Source organism: Paenibacillus sp. CAA11 (assembly GCF_003060825.1).
In the GTDB taxonomy this organism is placed as follows: domain Bacteria; phylum Bacillota; class Bacilli; order Paenibacillales; family Paenibacillaceae; genus Fontibacillus.
The window spans coordinates 1263744-1280524 of the sequence record NZ_CP028922.1 but is presented as its reverse complement, the minus strand read 5'-3'; the positions used below and the strand labels follow the sequence as shown (position 1 = coordinate 1280524).

The 16781-nt window shown below is 46.8% G+C and carries 15 protein-coding genes; 7 read left to right on the top strand and 8 right to left on the bottom strand.

The window, feature by feature from the left end; translation table 11 throughout:
• Positions 1-81: 81 nt before the first annotated feature.
• Positions 82-270, top strand: coding sequence for a hypothetical protein (locus tag DCC85_RS05870; protein WP_108464740.1), 189 nt, complete (start codon positions 82-84; stop codon positions 268-270).
• Between the two features lie 231 nt (positions 271-501).
• On the opposite strand, the gene DCC85_RS05865 is transcribed toward DCC85_RS05870, so the two are convergent.
• Positions 502-1311 carry a copper amine oxidase N-terminal domain-containing protein gene (locus tag DCC85_RS05865; protein WP_159081800.1) on the bottom strand — a complete coding sequence of 270 codons (810 nt, stop codon included), beginning with the start codon at positions 1309-1311 and terminating at the stop codon, positions 502-504.
• Between the two features lie 147 nt (positions 1312-1458).
• On the opposite strand from DCC85_RS05865, the gene DCC85_RS05860 reads away from it, so the two are divergent.
• Together DCC85_RS05860 and DCC85_RS05855 are read left to right on the top strand one after the other, a co-directional pair.
• Positions 1459-3432 (top strand): J domain-containing protein, encoded by a 1974-nt coding sequence (locus DCC85_RS05860; protein ID WP_108464738.1) that lies wholly within the window; start codon positions 1459-1461, stop codon positions 3430-3432.
• Positions 3422-4060: a DUF1266 domain-containing protein gene (locus DCC85_RS05855; RefSeq protein ID WP_108464737.1), complete on the top strand. Its 639-nt coding sequence runs from the start codon at positions 3422-3424 to the stop codon at positions 4058-4060. The genes DCC85_RS05860 and DCC85_RS05855 overlap by 11 nt, the downstream gene beginning before the upstream one ends.
• A 51-nt stretch (positions 4061-4111) precedes the next feature.
• On the opposite strand, the gene DCC85_RS05850 is transcribed toward DCC85_RS05855, so the two are convergent.
• Positions 4112-4963, bottom strand: coding sequence for a tetratricopeptide repeat protein (locus DCC85_RS05850; protein ID WP_108464736.1), 852 nt, complete (start codon positions 4961-4963; stop codon positions 4112-4114).
• 274 nt (positions 4964-5237) lie between these two features.
• Between DCC85_RS05850 and DCC85_RS05845 the strand changes: the two genes are divergently transcribed.
• Positions 5238-6983 (top strand): methyl-accepting chemotaxis protein, encoded by a 1746-nt coding sequence (locus DCC85_RS05845; protein ID WP_108464735.1) that lies wholly within the window; start codon positions 5238-5240, stop codon positions 6981-6983.
• A gap of 72 nt (positions 6984-7055) precedes the next feature.
• On the opposite strand, the gene DCC85_RS05840 is transcribed toward DCC85_RS05845, so the two are convergent.
• The gene (locus DCC85_RS05840) at positions 7056-7691 is read right to left on the bottom strand and encodes a TetR/AcrR family transcriptional regulator (RefSeq protein ID WP_108464734.1); all 636 of its coding nucleotides are present in this window, start codon (positions 7689-7691) and stop codon (positions 7056-7058) included.
• A gap of 123 nt (positions 7692-7814) precedes the next feature.
• On the opposite strand from DCC85_RS05840, the gene DCC85_RS05835 reads away from it, so the two are divergent.
• The gene (locus DCC85_RS05835; RefSeq protein ID WP_108464733.1) at positions 7815-8930 is read left to right on the top strand and encodes an Acg family FMN-binding oxidoreductase; all 1116 of its coding nucleotides are present in this window, start codon (positions 7815-7817) and stop codon (positions 8928-8930) included.
• A 345-nt stretch (positions 8931-9275) separates the two neighbouring features.
• Here DCC85_RS05835 and DCC85_RS05830 read toward each other — a convergent pair whose 3' ends face one another.
• The 4 genes from DCC85_RS05830 to DCC85_RS05815 form a co-directional block, all read right to left on the bottom strand.
• Entirely contained in the window at positions 9276-10304 is a 1029-nt protein-coding gene (locus DCC85_RS05830; RefSeq protein ID WP_108464732.1) for a FecCD family ABC transporter permease, read from the bottom strand.
• Positions 10297-11304, bottom strand: a complete 1008-nt coding sequence (locus DCC85_RS05825) for a FecCD family ABC transporter permease (protein WP_108464731.1) — start codon at positions 11302-11304, stop codon at positions 10297-10299. The genes DCC85_RS05830 and DCC85_RS05825 overlap by 8 nt, the downstream gene beginning before the upstream one ends.
• A gap of 15 nt (positions 11305-11319) precedes the next feature.
• On the bottom strand, positions 11320-12315 hold the full coding sequence (locus tag DCC85_RS05820) for an ABC transporter substrate-binding protein (protein WP_108464730.1): 996 nt from the start codon (positions 12313-12315) through the stop codon (positions 11320-11322).
• Positions 12316-12438: 123 nt separating this feature from the next.
• A complete protein-coding gene (locus DCC85_RS05815; protein ID WP_108464729.1) occupies positions 12439-14049 on the bottom strand; it encodes an AraC family transcriptional regulator in 1611 nt (536 codons plus the stop codon).
• Positions 14050-14277: 228 nt separating this feature from the next.
• On the opposite strand from DCC85_RS05815, the gene DCC85_RS05810 reads away from it, so the two are divergent.
• Together DCC85_RS05810 and DCC85_RS05805 are read left to right on the top strand one after the other, a co-directional pair.
• The gene (locus tag DCC85_RS05810) at positions 14278-15096 is read left to right on the top strand and encodes an alpha/beta hydrolase (protein ID WP_108464728.1); all 819 of its coding nucleotides are present in this window, start codon (positions 14278-14280) and stop codon (positions 15094-15096) included.
• A gap of 203 nt (positions 15097-15299) precedes the next feature.
• On the top strand, positions 15300-15845 hold the full coding sequence (locus DCC85_RS05805; protein ID WP_108464727.1) for a DUF1697 domain-containing protein: 546 nt from the start codon (positions 15300-15302) through the stop codon (positions 15843-15845).
• A gap of 133 nt (positions 15846-15978) precedes the next feature.
• On the opposite strand, the gene DCC85_RS05800 is transcribed toward DCC85_RS05805, so the two are convergent.
• The gene (locus DCC85_RS05800) at positions 15979-16779 is read right to left on the bottom strand and encodes a hypothetical protein (protein ID WP_108464726.1); all 801 of its coding nucleotides are present in this window, start codon (positions 16777-16779) and stop codon (positions 15979-15981) included.
• Positions 16780-16781 lie beyond the last annotated feature (2 nt).

Below are 16781 nucleotides of genomic sequence, written 5' to 3'. Positions count from 1 at the left end.
ACGTCGAATGTACGGTTAGATTAGCACCTTTTAACACTCGTGCGGCGACTGAAACCTAGCAACGGGAAAGGATGAACAAGCGTGAGTTATACGGAAGTCTTGGAACGTAAAGCAGAGATTCTGAAGAAAAACGTGGAGAATTGGATTTTGAAGGAAAACTGTGATGGTTTAACTAATCAAGAAGCCTATATTTACCGGAACATGCTTAAGGAACTTCATCAGAACGAACAGGAATTGCATGTGGCCCGTGTAGAGGAAATGAACAAATAAGCTTCCTCCAAGCCTATCAGAGCACGTACCATTGTTATTCGGACAACAGAATGGGATACGGACAGAACAACAAAGACCTCCCTTGCTCTTCGCTTTCCGTGAAGATTAAGAGAGGTCTTTGGCACTTTACTCGATTACTCTCTGGTCCTAATCCAATTGTATTTGAACAAGATAATCATCCCCCAGATTCATGAATCCGGGTTAACTTCTTACAACCTTTAACCAGTGGTACTAATCAGCAAATACTCTCGCCACTGTAATAATATAATCAACTTCTTTTTGAGGAAAGCTTTGCGATACAGTGATAGTCTCCTGTTTACCGATCTCTTTAATCGGGGGATACACGGGACGGCTGAAAGAGTCGGTAGCAAAGCCTCCGTATTCAGCCCCGAAGGAGACAAGCGGATGAATATCAGCCTTTCCATTGGGGATTGTCTTGCCGGTTATATTTGTTGCACTTATCGTAAGCTTAAATGTGTTGTTACTATTGTTCGTTATAGCATAGTTATTAACTCTAAATGCCCCATCCTTATTTTTGTCGAATAGATCGTTCCCATCAAAACTTTGAAACGGTTCCCCTGTAAGTATTTTCTCATCCTCTATAATGAGCACGTTCTCTTGAAGATCCCAGTGGCTTTTTAATCCCGCTTGATCCAAAAAAATGCGTATGGGCAGGAACATGGCCCCATTTTTAAGTATTGGCTGTGTGTCCATCTTAATCGAGTGGCCATCCATCTGGGCATTTGTGGAGCCAATCTCAAACATGAACTTATGATTCAGCCAGGTCAGCTCTGCTGTTTTGGTCGCAGCCGCATAAGTAACTTGCCCGCCAAATAAATCTTCAAACGTCCTCAGCGGTACTAGTAACCGATGGTTTTCATCAACGAATGGTGAGGCCGGTTTCGTATATAGAACATAGAACTTTCCAGCTTTTAAGTAAACATTAGATTTTTCGGGTAAGGAGTTGGCCGAGGCATTTTCAGCCTCATGAAATGAAACCAAGAGTAAAGCACCGAGTAATGCTAAAATAAAACGCTTCACTGTCATTCCTCCAATTAACTTTATTTACATTTTCAGACGAATCTCAGATTATAAAGTTACTGGGATATTCTAACAAACCCTCAATTAAACACCGATAAATAGAATTATACACAAGCTTGACTCGCTTGAAAGGTGAGGAAATTTCAAATGACTATCTGGGATCTACTGAAAATCAGTAAAACAACAGATCAAAAAGCCATCAAACGCGCTTATGCCAAACAGTTAAAGGTTCACCATCCCGAAGATGATCCTAAAGGTTATCAGGCATTACGAGAGGCATATGATGCTGCCTTATCCTATGCCAAAAATCAGGCCTCACAACCGCGAATAGAGCAGTATAGGGAAGCAGATGAGGACAGTAGGGATAATGAAGACAATTGGGAACATAGTGGCGATCCCTGGAACGATAGCGTACTTACTCCCCCTGCTCATGTACCGTTTATAGAGATGCTTCATTCTATGGAAGAAACGAGCCCTGATCCGCGTGACGAAATCGAGTTTGATGTCATGAATCCGGCTGTGCCTATAATCCAGACACCGGATGAGTTTATCTCCCATGTCATTGCTATTTACGATCATTTTCCTTCGCGAATCTCACAAGAAAAGTGGCTGGAACTTCTAAATGCAGATATTTTGTGGAATCTGGATGCCAAAAAAGTCATTAAAGAAACGCTGTTCACGGTACTGCAAACACGTAAGTTTCTGCCTAACGAGATTTGGAGCATGCTTGAGCATACTTTTGGCTGGCAAGAAGACTGGAAGGATTCAAAACTAGACGACTACGATAATAATGATAAATATGAATCTGCTTATCAATTATTTGTTGCTTATTATAAGAAGCAGATCAGTATCCCCGGTTTGCGCTATGACTTCCTTGTCGAAGCCAAGGATATGAATGTGGATGAATTTCTTAAGCTTCGGGACCAAGGCTATCACGCATTGGTCAACGGAAGTGTAAGTAAAGCCTTAAGCAGCTTAAAACAAGCATACGCCATATTCTCTGATGATCCTGAACTGCTTCGGCTTCTGGGTGAATGCTATATGCGCATGGATGATTATGAGATATCTCTGCCTTTCTGGAATCGTTACATTGAGCTGTTGCCTAATGAAGTCGACGGCTATCTGTATAGAGTAAGAATATGGCACTACACGGGTAATGCTAGCCGGATGCTTGAAGAATGCCAGTATATCTTATCTGTCTGGCCTAACCATACCGACGCCCGTATTCTCGCTGGTTATGCTCAGCAAGAGCTTGGCCGGCATTCTGAAGCTATCCATAGCTTCAGGGAAGTTCTCCAGACTAGAGGCCACGAACGCTCACATTTTCCCGAAGAGGCCAGGAAGTCTAGCTCCGTGTGGTCAAGGTTATCGTCCTATATCAACCGCCAAAATCGCAGAATTCTACTATACATATGTTTATCGGTGATGACCACCTTAGGACTTATTAGCTGCATTAACTACTATGTAGAGAATGCCCACTCAAGAAAGCCTATGCCCATAACTCAATTAGAACAATTACACAGCCAGAACGAGCATAAATATGCTACATTTCCTATATCTGCTTTCCATGACCTCAAGATCGGTAAATACGTTCTGGATTCTAAGGAAACTACCTTTCAAAACCAAGCTTACGCATTTGTACACTTCAATGAATACCAAAATCCTACGGGTTACATCTATCTGGGAAATATACTGGAACAACGAGTAATCCTCATAACAGAACAGCCGCTTCAGCAGCTTGACGTGCAGAATACAGTTGAGCTTAATGGCTATGTACACCCTTTAGACGAAGATTTGAGAAGCTCTGTCATCCAAATGCTTGATTGGAAACCATCATTTCCGCCAGATTCTATGGAGGCAAAGCTTGAGGCTTATAACAAGAATTTACTGGAGCCCGCTGAATCCATTGTATCGACAGCAATCCCGGAAGACATATTGCCTATTTATCTGGACATTAGAGATCCGGTAACTAGGCCTGCGGCAACTCCCATAAATGTTATTCTGTTTGGACTAATCACACTTCTTTGGTTAATGAGCCTTTATCAGCTCTACTTTGAATCACGAAAGATCCGCTTATTTAAAGACTTGGATAAAAAGAAAGGGGCTAACTATGTGGGGTAAAGCCCAATTGGAGCTAACTCTGTTCTTCCATGAGATGACTGCTGCCTTATTTACGGCCGGACCCAATGGGTTCCAAGGGCTTGATTCTTATCAAGCTATAGATACTTGTACTCGCCGTCAACTCAAAGAATGGCTCGCGCTGTACGAGGCCGATGGCAAAAAAAACTTCAACCGCAAGTGTTCTTGGCTGCTGCATACAGGATACCGTCATTCGTTTAATGAAATAGCTCAAAAGCTGTTCACCATGCCAGCTGCTGTTCGCAGCCAATTTCTCTCCAGCTATGCTTCAGAAGACAAGGACAAGTTGATCTGTGCAAGCCAGGTCATGAATTTGCTGACTCCAGCATCAATCCTTGCCTATGATTTTGCGCTGTTGACGGCGATGTATAAAGCGGGCCACAGACTGTATTATTTATCTGAAGCCGATGCCTATTCTAACTCTATTTATGCCGCTAAAACCGTACAGGACAGGTATAGTAGTTGGTATGAATATCATTACGCCTGTATTGCAGGAGCATACTTCCAATCTCCCTCTTATGCGATCGCCAGCCCTACCGGCTTTACTGGCAGCTTACTGCAAGTAACCGAACGGAATCCAGCCGTCTCATGGAAATGCCGTATAAAATAACAAAAAGGCTAACCTGAATTAGAATTTCTCTTTCACAGGTTAGCCTTGTTTCTACCAATCAAGAATATCAAGCTCAATATATTTTCTGCGCAGTTCGGCGAATGAGTACTTTTCCCGTACAGCTTTAGAATCCAGTCCGAAGGCTTGCACAATTTTTTGGACATTTTGAGTATAGACATCAATATCTCTAAACTCTTGTGAAGGAAGATTTGGTAGCATCAGATAGAACTTTAATTCATCCGTAATAGAATTTATTGTTTGCTTGTTGTTCTTATATAATTCTACCGCTTCTGGAGCACCAATATCACTAATCCTTAAGGACTGACTCTTTATCTCTCGGGTCAAAAAATACAGTTCTTTGATTCTCTTCGTGATGGTCTTTGAAGTGACCTGCTTTCCCCCTCTTACCTCATCCTTGATGAGCCCCCATCTTGTGTTTACATCTGTAAGAAGATCTAAATAAGAATTCACCAGGTCTTGCTCATAAGCGGACTGAAAACGCAGCAATAAATTGTCCGGGTTAGCAGGAAATAACTCATTTGCTTGACGGAAATAGTCATAAGCCTTCTCCCTTTGTTTTTTGCCTAGAGCTATATCCCCTTTCACGCTAAGCGAGTTGACTAATTCCAAGATCTCCTGAGAACGGTCTCTCTTTTGTCTAATCTCAACGTGATCCGGGTTAGACTCCAGCAGCTTGTCAAAAAAGGGAACAGCCTGAGTATATGTTCTTTCCTTAAGATAACTGTCTCCAAGGTCTTCTCCTGGCACTCTATTCTGCTGACTACTGCCATTGCCGCTGCCGCTGAATCGGGATATGGGATACAATACGAGAATGCCGATAATAGCAATAAGAAAAACAATGCTCTTCCACCTTGGATTCACCCGTAGTACCATTCCCTTCAATTTAAATTCCCCTAATTTATGTAACCACTACCTTTATATCGGATTATACTCAGGAAAAATGAACCAACTATACAGAATGAACTAAAGAAATGAATGTTATAGGGCCGTATTAGGCCGTAATAATAGGAAGTTCAATATAAAACTTTAGTTCAATCTATATATTTCTGATTCATCTCATATTACTCTCTAATAAACCCTGCCGTATTTTTCCGATATATATAGTATCACGTCCGTGCACAGCGTGATCAATTTGCCAGCAACCGGGGGAATTACTATGCCAACTAAACCACCAAACAAAATGAAACAGGTAAGGGGATTTAAGGACCTGAAGCTGACCACCACCATGGTCTCCATGATCGCAATCAGTCTAATCGGACTCATTATTCTATCGCTTGTAGGGATCTTGGGCATGAATAAAGCTAAAGAGGACCAAGGCATTCTCTATACAGACCGTTTTCAGCATCAGACCAATATTCTTGAAGTGAAGAGTAATTTCTATAATATGAGGGCCAACTACACGAAAGTGCTGGATAACAAGGATTATACAGACAAGCAATACCAGCAGGTGCAAAAAGGCAAGAAGAGCGTTACGGACGGACTTAAGGAGTTCTCAGTCAGAAACCTGGACTCGAAAGAACAAGAAATTTTTAACGACCTAAACAGCAAGATAGACACCTATTATAAAGACATAGAACAGATTATGGCCGAGAAGAAGGACACAGGTACATACAACAACGATGAGAGAGGCCGAATCAACAAAAATAGTACCGCAATTGTAGAGACATTGACCAAGCTATCTGATTACAATTCACAGCAGTCCGCCAATTTGTATGCGAATACACAGAAGGAGATCAAGCAGCGCACAATTGTATTGGGTATTGTTCTGCTTGTTGTACTAGCTGTGCTAGTTGCGATCTCCTTCGCCGTGATTCGCAGCATCCGTCAGCGGATGAATGCAATGACAGCCTATTGTAAAGAGATTACTCACGGCAATTTAACCGCATCGCTGGACTTAAATATCCTGCAGGGCAACAATGAGATCAGTGTCATCGCCCGCGCTGTCCAGCAAATGAGCGACTCCACCTTGAAGGTGATTACAGGGGTCATTACTGAATCCAGCCAAATGAGCCAATTGAGCGATCAGACCAACCAGAATGTGGCCAGCCTTAACGAACGGATTCGAGAGGTATCGGCTACAGTTCAGCAGCTGTCAGCAGCTATGGAAGAAACCTCTGCTTATACGGAGAACATGAATCAGTCCGCAGATGAAATGCGAAAGGCGGCAGAGTATATTTCTGCTAAGACCGTCGAGAAAGCTGAGACCGCTTCGGCCAGCAGCCAAAAGGCTGAAGCGTTAAAGCAGGAGGCAAGCGAATCCAGTCAAGCAGCCCAGGAGTTGTACCGCAATACCCGTGTCAAAATGAGCGAAGCTTTAGAGCGCGCCAATGCCGTCGATCAAATAGGCGTCTTGTCACAGTCCATTCTCGACATTACCGCACAGACCAATTTGCTCGCGCTTAACGCTTCGATTGAGGCTGCTAGGGCCGGCGAAGCAGGCCGAGGATTCGCAGTTGTCGCCAACGAGATTCGCAAGCTGGCCGATGATTCCAGACAAGCCGTAGATCAGATTCAGACAGTAACAGAAGAGGTCACGCAATCTGTGGCGAATTTATCTGCCAATGCCAAGGAACTGCTGAACTTCCTACACGATCAGGTTGGCAGGGATTATAAGCTCTTGGAGGATACGGCAGAGCAATATTACAAAGATGCTGTGGAGCACACAGATACGGTGAATGAGCTCAATGCCACCTCTCAGCAGGTCCATGCGACCATTCAGACTATGGTGAGAGCCATCCATGAAATTGCAACAGCCAGCGAACAATCTGCCGCCTCTAGCCAGTACATTGCTGAGCATATGGTATCGGCTACAGAACAATCACTTGAAGTTGCTCAGCAGTCTGACCAGGTCAAGGTAAGTGCCACTCGTCTGAATGCGCTGGTACAGGATTTTCATGTATAAGCTTGTTCCTGCATAAGTCTACTAGTCACGATAAAAGAGCCTGCACACCGTGCAGGCTCTTTTCCTCTATGCCTAAAGCCTTGTTGTGTCTGAAGTATTTCGCAATCCGCGAAGCGCCGTCTCCACGGTGCTTCGGTAGAACTGCTCTTCATCCCCCCATGGGAAATCCGGATGCGCAATCCGCAGGGACAGCGCCCCGTGCAGAGAGGCCCATAAAGTCTGAGCTGTTAATTCTGCATCGGAGGAGCCTGTCGCTTCTGCAGGCAGACACTCACGTACACATTCTACAAATGTGCCATAAATCCTTATAAAAATTGAGTCCTCATCCATATACTCAAGTTGCTCTTCCTCACGGACTACATTGCGAATCACAGCCATGTGATAATAATCCGGAAACTCTCGACCGAAATTTATATAGGCCCACATGAGGTTCTCCAAGGTTCGCAGAGGCTCTGCCTCCGGAACCAACCTTATTGTTTCAAACTGCTGAAGCAGATTGCTGTACTTATCTGTAAAGAGTTGAAGAAGAATAGCCTGCTTGTTCGGAAATATTTTGTAAATCACAGTGGTCGAATACTCAATCTCCTGGGCGATATTGCGCATAGAGACATGTGTGTATCCTTTATTCAAAAACAGCTTCTCTGCTGCACTCAATATCTGGTTTCGGGTCTCCTCTCTCTCCCTTTCCTTTCTCTCTTGAATCCCCAAAATTTCTGCCCCCTCACAAATTTAACGATTGCGGTACATTCTTATATTGTGATATTATAACACCAAAATATAAAATAACAGTGTTTTTACCTAAAACATTGTTATGAAGAGGTGGCTTAATTAGTGAAACGGTGGATTTTTCTAGGACTGGGCGCCCTTCTTATCCTCCTCTCTATTACCGTCTATTTCGTATTCTCCCCATCGCCGGAAAGGAGCAAATTGCCTGTGGTCAGTAACCTTCCAATCTCAGAGGATCTGAAAAAAATTCTATACTATGGCTCCCTCGCGCCAAGCAGCCATAATGCTCAAATGTGGAAAGTCGGTATTCGTTCGGGGAATGAGCTCGTCATCTTCCATGACCAGAGCCGGCTTCTGCCTGAAGTCGATCCCCAGCTCCGCGAGGCCTATTTGTCCATCGGAGCCTTTGTCGAGAACATTGTACAAGCTGCACAAAGTCTAGGGTATGAGGCCCAAGTCCACCTGGCTTCCAAGTCTTCAACCAAGGAGATCGTGAGAATTCAGTTCTCTCCTTTAAAATCTGTACAGACTTCTCCATCCTCAGCCCTTGAAGCGATCGAGCTTCGGCATACGATGAAGGAGGCATTCCAGACAGCTGCCCTGTCCGAGAAAGATTTGAAGACGTTAGAGAGTATATCTCCCGAAAGGATGGGTTACTTTCCCCGCAACACGGAGCTCGGTCAATATTTAATGCAAGGAACTATTGATGCGATGGCCAAGCAGGTTGTAGATAACGGAAAACAGGAGGAAATGGCAGAGTGGACCCGAATCTCTACCAGCGAAGCTGAGGACAAGAAGGACGGAGTAACTCCGGAGATGATGGGAATTGCCGGAATTAAGAAGGTCTTTTTAAAAATTTTCTTCAACAAAGACTCCCTCATCAGTGACTCGTACCGCAAACAAACTGTTGCTGCGACCCGCAGGCAGGCTGAAGGTGCTGCCGGCTATCTTGTCATTACCAGCCGAGACACAAGCCGCTCCGAGCTGATTGAGACCGGCCGCCTCTACGAACGGATCCTGCTAGCTGCAACCTCACAGAGAATAGCTGTGCATACGATGAGCTACTTGCTTGAAGAATCTCCATGGAACGAGGAAATAGCAGCGAGGCTCAGCCTGCCCGGTATGCCTCAATTTATTCTGCGTCTCGGCTATGTCAAGGATTACGGAAAGCCGACAAGTCTGCGGCGGCCTATAGATGAATTTACTTTTATGCTAGATTAGGTAAGCAAGAGCAACCTTAATGAGCAGCATGAACAGGGAGGTCAGGCTAGACCTCCTCTTCACCCTTCTGCTTGGATTACAGCTCAAAATACCATTCCAGAAAAGAGTTGAAATCTGGTCAGTCAGGTGTCACCTCTCCTGTAAGAAATAGGCGAGCAAAGCCAGAAAGACCCCGTTTGGGGTCTTTCTGGCTGCCGTAACTAAGTAAATAGACAGCTCTACATTTTAAGATCTAAGCGTCTCCAGAGCAGTATGATTAGTGAAATCGTAGATATTACGCTGTGTAAGGGACTGTGTAAGAGTCCCTTGGCTATCCAAATCGCTCTTGAGCAAACTATTTGGAGTTTAAGCCCTTTGCTGTCTAAACAACAAATAAATGAAATAAGGGACGCCGATTAAAGAGATCACAATCCCTGCAGACAGCTCCATCGGAGCAAACACGCTCTTGCCGATCAAATCGCCAGTAACAACCATGGCCATACCTATAAGAGCTGACACGGGAATGACATACTTATGCCGAATGCCCACCAGCCTCCGTGCGATATGTGGAGCAATCAAGCCTACGAAGCCCATACTGCCTGACACGGCCACGCATGCGCTGACCAGCCCCACCCCAGCGAGCAGAAGCCGTGTACGCAAGCGGTCAGTATTTACTCCAAGCCCCTGCACGCTAATCTCTTCAAGCTGCATGACATCCAGCGCATTAGATTTGTACCAGATGTAAGGAATCAACAGAATCAGCCACGGAAGCATAGCCGTGATATAGAGCCAGTTGGCATTATGAATGCTGCCTGCGAGCCATACTACGGCCGATTCATAATCCTGTGGATTCATCTTGAGCGACAAGTAGAGCGTGATGGCCCCAAATCCCGAGCCAACGGCGATGCCCACCAGGATCAGCTGCTGTGGATCAAGCCTGCCGCCGCTGCGGGCAAACCACAATATGAATGCCGCTGCTGTGATTCCGCCGATCAAGCCAAACAGCGGCATGATCATCACGGACTGCCAGCCAGCTGTAGTGGCCTGAACCTGAAACAACAGCATAAACAGCACCACTGCCATGCCTGCTCCGGCGTTGATGCCGAGAATTCCGGGATCAGCTAAGGGGTTGCGCGTTACCCCTTGGACAACGGTTCCCGCTACCCCGAGCCCCATCCCGATCAGCACGGCGATCACAATCCTTGGCAGTCTAAAGTCGAATATGACAAGTTTGAATTCCTGTGTCTGATCCATCCCCAGCAGGGTACGCAGCACCTCACCAACGGACATGTCAAATGTCCCGTTAGTGAGACTTATATAAATAACGACCAAGATGATCGCAAGGCAGCCGCAAATCACCCCGAGGAAACGAGCTGAAGAAGTTGATTTAGGCAAGCTGTTTCCCTCCTCGTGTCTTAATCAGATAGAGGAAGAACGGCACCCCGAAAATGGCAGTCACCACACCGATTGGTGTCTCGAAGGGGGAATTGATGAACCGGCTTAAGATGTCGCACCAAGCCAGGAAGACTCCTCCTAGAATGGCGGAGCAAGGTAGAACCCATTTATAGTCGATTCCCACCAAATAACGGGTGATATGAGGAACGAGCAAACCTACAAATGCAATTTTACCCGCCAAGGCTACGGAAATCCCCGTTAGAATGACAACCGTTAGCACCGTCAGCACCTTGACCCACAGTGTGCGCTGCCCAAGTCCCGCGGCAACTTCATCCCCCATCGACAACACGGTGATAGAGCGTGCCAGCAACAGGGCCAGAATCAGGCCGGCAAGGCCAAACGGAAGGATCGTCCTGATCATGACCGGATCGATCTGGTGGAGCCTAGCGTGATACCAGAAGCTTACATTTTGAGATATTTGAAAATAAGCTGCAGCTGCCTCAGCCGCGCCGCTTAAAAAGGTCCCCACAATGGTGCCCAGAATCGCCATGCGCACCGGTGCCATGCCTCCTGGCAGAAGCCATGCCAAAGCAAACACGATTCCGGCTCCGACCGCCGACCCAAGGAGGGAATAAAGCACCATTCCCAGAGGGGTGGTGTTCGGCAGGATGATCATGCACACGGTAATCATAACTACGGAGCCATCAGAAACCCCCATAATGGAAGGGGACGCCAAAATATTTCTTGTCATCCCCTGCATTAGAGCACCAGACACTGCCAGGAAGGCGCCGATCAGCAACGCGCCGACCACTCTTGGCAGTCTTGAATGCCATATAATTTGCTGATCAATACTGTCCGGATCAAAGTGGAACAAAGCTGCCGTTATGGTTGACAGCTCCATGTCCTTAGCTCCATACAAGATGGAGAGAAATATAGTGATGATTACAACAAAAGGGGCAGCTATAAAGATTAAAGATGGATGTAATCGGCTTGATCGCATACTCCTCGCACCCGCTTATTTCGATAAGTTCTCAACGGCTGCCTTCAGGAACTCGCTACGGCTCCAAGCCGGACCGCCTTCGGACAGCGGGTCAATCACATTCACAAACGCATGGCCTTCCTTCACTGCATTTGTCTTCTGAATAATCGGGTTGTTTTGAAGCTCCTTCAGTGCATTAGGCGTATCCTTGTTCTCATCATCAGCATACTGAATGAATAAATAATCTGGATTCATTTCGGCAAACTTCTCTACAGAGAGCTCTTCCTGTGCTTTAGCCGCTTTAATTTCTGCCGGAACCGTCAAGCCCAGATCTCCATAAAGCACTGGATTAAAGAACACCTTCTCAGGATAGATGTACATTTTCCCTGTACGAACCCGTACTGCTACGACCTTCTTATCCTTCAGCTTGTCCCCGAGCTTCGCCTTAGCTTCATCCAAACCGGACTTGTACTCCGCAATCGCCTTCTGAGCCTGCTCCTGCTTGCCAGTAAGCTCTCCGAGCAATTGAAGATTTGCTTCCCAATCCGTGGCGATATGGGACACCTGGATAAGTGTACCGATCTTGCTGAGCTGCTCAGCTACTTCCGGCTTGAACTTCGTCGATCCTAGAATCACATCCGGCTTCAAAGACAGAATGGTCTCAAAATTAGGCTGCGTCTTCTCTCCAATTGGGGTTGCTTCTGCTGTAATTCCAGCGAACCGTTCAGGGAACTTCCCGCCGAATGTAATGGCCCCTACCGGATGTACATCCAGCACAAGCGCATCTTCCATGGATTCCATCGATCCAGTAATGACGATCCGCTTCACGTTAGCCGGTACCGTATATTCTTTATCGAGATATTTAACTGTCCGTGTTTCCCCGCTTGCAGCTTCGGTATTTTTGTCTGTATTCGCTGCTGTGCTTGCCGGCTTATCAGAAGCTCCTGTATTATTCTTCGCCTCCCCCTTGCCGCATGCTGCTAACATGACCACCATAATACACACGAGCCCCAATGCTGCTAACCTTTTCATACGATACTGCTCCTCTCGAATATCCTTCATATAGATCATCTATAATTGATAATGATTATCATTATTGAATGATATACGGGAGCTGTTTTTTCTTCCATGGACGATTCCCTGAAATCAAATGGACTATTTCCCGATAAATAAATGACTTACCTCTTCCACGATCCTCTCCTGCCCCATGGGAGAGTACTCCAGCCAAGGGCTGGGAGAGATCATAAACAGCTGGTTATGGCGGACAGCCTTCAAGCTTTGCCACTCCGGCGACTCGCACAGCCTTCTCCAGTAAGCTAAGGTCAAATCCTCTTGCCGGACCATCACCAACAGGTAGTCAGCCTCAAGCAGATGAAGAGAACCTACGGTGATCGGATCGTTATACATAGAATCGTTACCTGAATATCCCGCAGAGAACCCCAGCTCCCCATAAAATATCTCACAGGTCGCTCTGCTGCAGTAAGCATATAGCTGCTCTTTCTCTATTCGCAAGACGACCGTCTTACGATCATGAGCTGCTTCAGCTAATGAGGTTTTTGCGGTGTGAACCTTTGAAGCGAACGCGCTTAGCCAGCGATCTGCCTGCTTCTCTTCCCCGAGCAAAACAGCCAATCGCAGCAATTGCTCGCGCCAATCACTTATCTCTGCCGATATATAATGAACTTCTCCCATCGCTTCAAGAAGCTCCTTCTCTCTAGCTGATATGTTATCCAAGCTAATGATCAAGTCGGGGGCGGCTTCCCTTAAGATGGAAATATTCGATTCCCAGTCCAGTCCTTTGCGATAAGCGCTCATGTGGACCGGGATGTCCTTCCCGTAATGCTGATAATAATATCCTGTCCATTTCGGATGAAGCGGTGCGGCATAAGGAACGATATCAAGCGCCAGTAAGTAGCCTATCGCCTCTATACTGTAGGCTGCAATTTTGCGGCACCGCTTCTTCATATAGACGCTTGGCGATACCCCTACCTCTTTTTTAAATTTACGGCTAAAATAAAACTCGTCCTGATACCCGATCTGGTGAGCGATGTCTCGCAGCTTCAAATTGGATACAGCCATCAAGCGCTTGGCCTTGTCCATCCGGAGCTGCGTCATGTATTCCATGGCACTCATGCCGTATCTCTTCTTGAACAGATCTACATAGTAGCTTTGACTGAAGCCCGCCATGGCCGATAAGCGTTCCAACGTCAAATTTTCCGTGAAATGTCCCTCAATATACGCCTTAGTGCGTTCCAATAAAGCAAGAGAATCTTCTTTCTGTGTACCCGCCTGACTCTGCACAAGATCATAGAGAAGATTCTGAAATTCCAGTTGGCATCGGTAACGGCCCAGTTCCTGACCGCTTTGCCAGTTATAATCCATGCTCTCACACAGCGAAATTAACTTCTCCCCAGGCAGCAGAAGCCGTCCATGATGATTCTTCAGGAATTCAGCTTCTTCCCGCCAGATTTCCAGTTGACCAGGCTGGCTTGCGCACTCCTGATACAAGTTAAAGCGCAGAATTATCACTTCAAGGCCAGCTGCGCCTACCTCTCTGATTCCATAGGTTTGCTTCGGACCACAGGAATAAACCCGTTGATGCGATAGGAGATACTCCCCATGCTCCAGCTGCAGAAGCCCCTCACCATGGGTAACGACTAACAGCACATGGGACTCCGTATATTTCAGCCGCTGGCTCCACCCCTGCTTCGCTCTAATTCTATCTACATCCTGAAGTTTGACGATCAGGGAATCCAATGCATGCAACGTCTATCTCTCCCTAACTGATAATGATTATCACCTATCCTTCTAGTATAGCAGACTTTTCCTAAAGGTAATGGTATCATCGTAGGATTGTCCATCAGGTATAGCGCAATTATCCATGTTCAGACTTAGGAATCCCGCCTATAATGCGAAAATAGTTACAAGGCCAGCTATATAAAGTGAAACTTTTCATAGCATATATACTAAATTTCTAGGAGGTTAGCGAACTCTATGGACCAAGCAGTAATGCTGCCAAACAGTAAGCAGCGTTTATATCATTCACTTAACGGACGGACTTACCGCATTATGATCCATAAGCCTGCTGGGCCCGCTCCAGCTGCAGGCTATCCTGTACTATACCTGCTCGATGCCAATGCCCTGTTCTTCACAACGGTTGAGGCTGTCCGAGCACAGTCCGTAAGATCGGAGAAGACTGGCGTTGTGCCTGCTGTCGTCGTTGGTATCGGCTATGATCGTGAAGAGGCCTTCCCTCCGGAACGCCACTATGATTTTACACTTCCCGGCTCCCCCTCATTGCTTCCAAAACGGCCTGACGGGAAGCCTTGGCCCAAGCAGGGCGGCGCTGAGTCCTTCCTAACCTTCATTGAGGATGAATTAAAGCCGATGATAGAAGGAGAAATCCCCATCAACCGCAGCTGCCAGTCCATTCTTGGCCATTCCTTAGGGGGGTTCTTCGTCCTGCATACTTTGTTCACCAAACCTCACGCCTTCCAGACCTATATTGCGAGCAGTCCCTCCATTCATTGGAATGAGCCGCTGCTGAAGCAGGAGGAACAAGAGTTTACAGTCTGGCTGCAGGATCATCCGGAAGCTGACATCTCAGTTCTTCTCGCAACCGGTGAGCTGGAGCAGCATCATCACATCCCTATGTGTGCCAACGCTCGGTCCATGTCTGAAAGGTTATCTACCCTGGCCGGCTTAGGAGTACATGCGGAATACAAAGAATTTGAGGACGAAAATCATGCGTCTGTACTGCCCGGACTGATCAGCCGGGGGCTGCGGTTTGCGCTTCGTAAGGTAAAGCCTTGAGCAAAGTACGCGAAGAGATAACAAATCCCCAACCACGAAAGGCGCCGGGGCTTCACCCGGCGCCTGCTCTAGTTATCAGACCTTAAGATTCAAGCGGGCCGATCGGCCGACTCATAAAACAGAAAATAGAATTTTACTGGTAGACCACGAATGAGATACTATAACGATAAGATTTCATCATGGTTAAGAAATGAGGGCTCTTCATGAAGTATGTAGCTTTACTTCGAGGCATTAATGTTGGCGGTAATAACAAGATCAGCATGAAGCTGCTGAAGGAAACTTTTGAGCGGGCAGGAATGCAGCATGTCGTCACTTATATCAATTCGGGAAACATTATTTTCTCGGACGAGGGGCGCTCCCATTCTGAGCTATCAGAGCGGCTTGAGCAAGCCATTGAGGCTGACTTTGGCCTGTCTATCCGGGTGATTGTCAGAAATCAGGAGGAAATGCAAGCCGTCATTGAAGCACTCCCTGACTCATGGACTAATGATGCGCACATGAAGGGCGATGTGATGTTTCTATGGGATGAAATTAACGATAGGTCTGTGCTGGACAAGCTGCCGATCAAGCCCGGCATCGGGTCTCTGATTTACACGCCCGGGGCGATCCTATATTCAGTGAGTAAAGAAGATGTCAACCGAAGCGGGCTGACGAAGCTGGTCGGCTCCAAGCTCTATAAGCTAATGACCATAAGAAATGTAAACACCACCCGGCAAATCTACAAGCTGATGCAAGAAAACACGGATTGAGGAGAAGCTGCTCTGAATTTTAATTAGGCGGCCATCCAAGATAGATCCAGGCCGGTCGCCTAGAAAGTACTGACTTTTGCGATGTGAGAATCCTCCTAAAGCCCGACGCTTTGCTTCTGCTTCTGTATAACGTCTATGTCAAATACGCCCCGAAATACTCCTGCAGCTTGTCCGGGGAATAACCGTCTTCCCCTCTCCAATTGTCCACTGACCTAAAGTCCGTACCACGGCCGCGCTCCTTACGGAACTTCTCCTGCGGCTGCAGAAGACCGGCATACCCCCAAATCTCAAGCACACAGTCCCGTTCGTGCTGATTGGAAGGAAAGACCCCCTTCCAGCGCTTCTCCAGCTGTCTCGCTGCATCTTTATCCGCACAAGCCCCCACCGCATCGATCATCCGGCGAAGGATCTCTACGTCTTCTGGGCTTACGGTATGCACCTCTTCCAGACTAAGGCATTCAAGATCCATCAGGCAGTAGATCAGCCATTCCAGACGGATGCCTCCCCATTTGACCCGTTCGAAATTCAATACGTTCAGGTCCTGGTTCTCGTATTTCTCATCAGACATCAGCTTCCTGTCATCACAGTCCTTACAGGCACTGTAGCCTGGCAGCTCCGACTCCCTCTGCTTGTAGCTGTGAAGCGGAAGATCGTGAGTCAGCGCCCAGCTGGAGAGCGCACTTCGCAGATGTACCTTCCTTGTAGAAAGGCTGTGCAAGAAGGCTCTAGCCACCCGCTCCTTCGTGATCACCTGATCATGAAGCTGCCGCAGCCTTTCTACACATTCATCATGGGTGATCGTCAGCGGATCAAACATAAGCCCCTTGCTTTTGGCATATTGAAAGTCCTCGTCAGGGCAGGTATATCCGCCAGACTTCCAGCCGCCCGCGCCCCAGAACGTTTTTACGAGTATTCTCTTCGCCTTAGCATCCATCT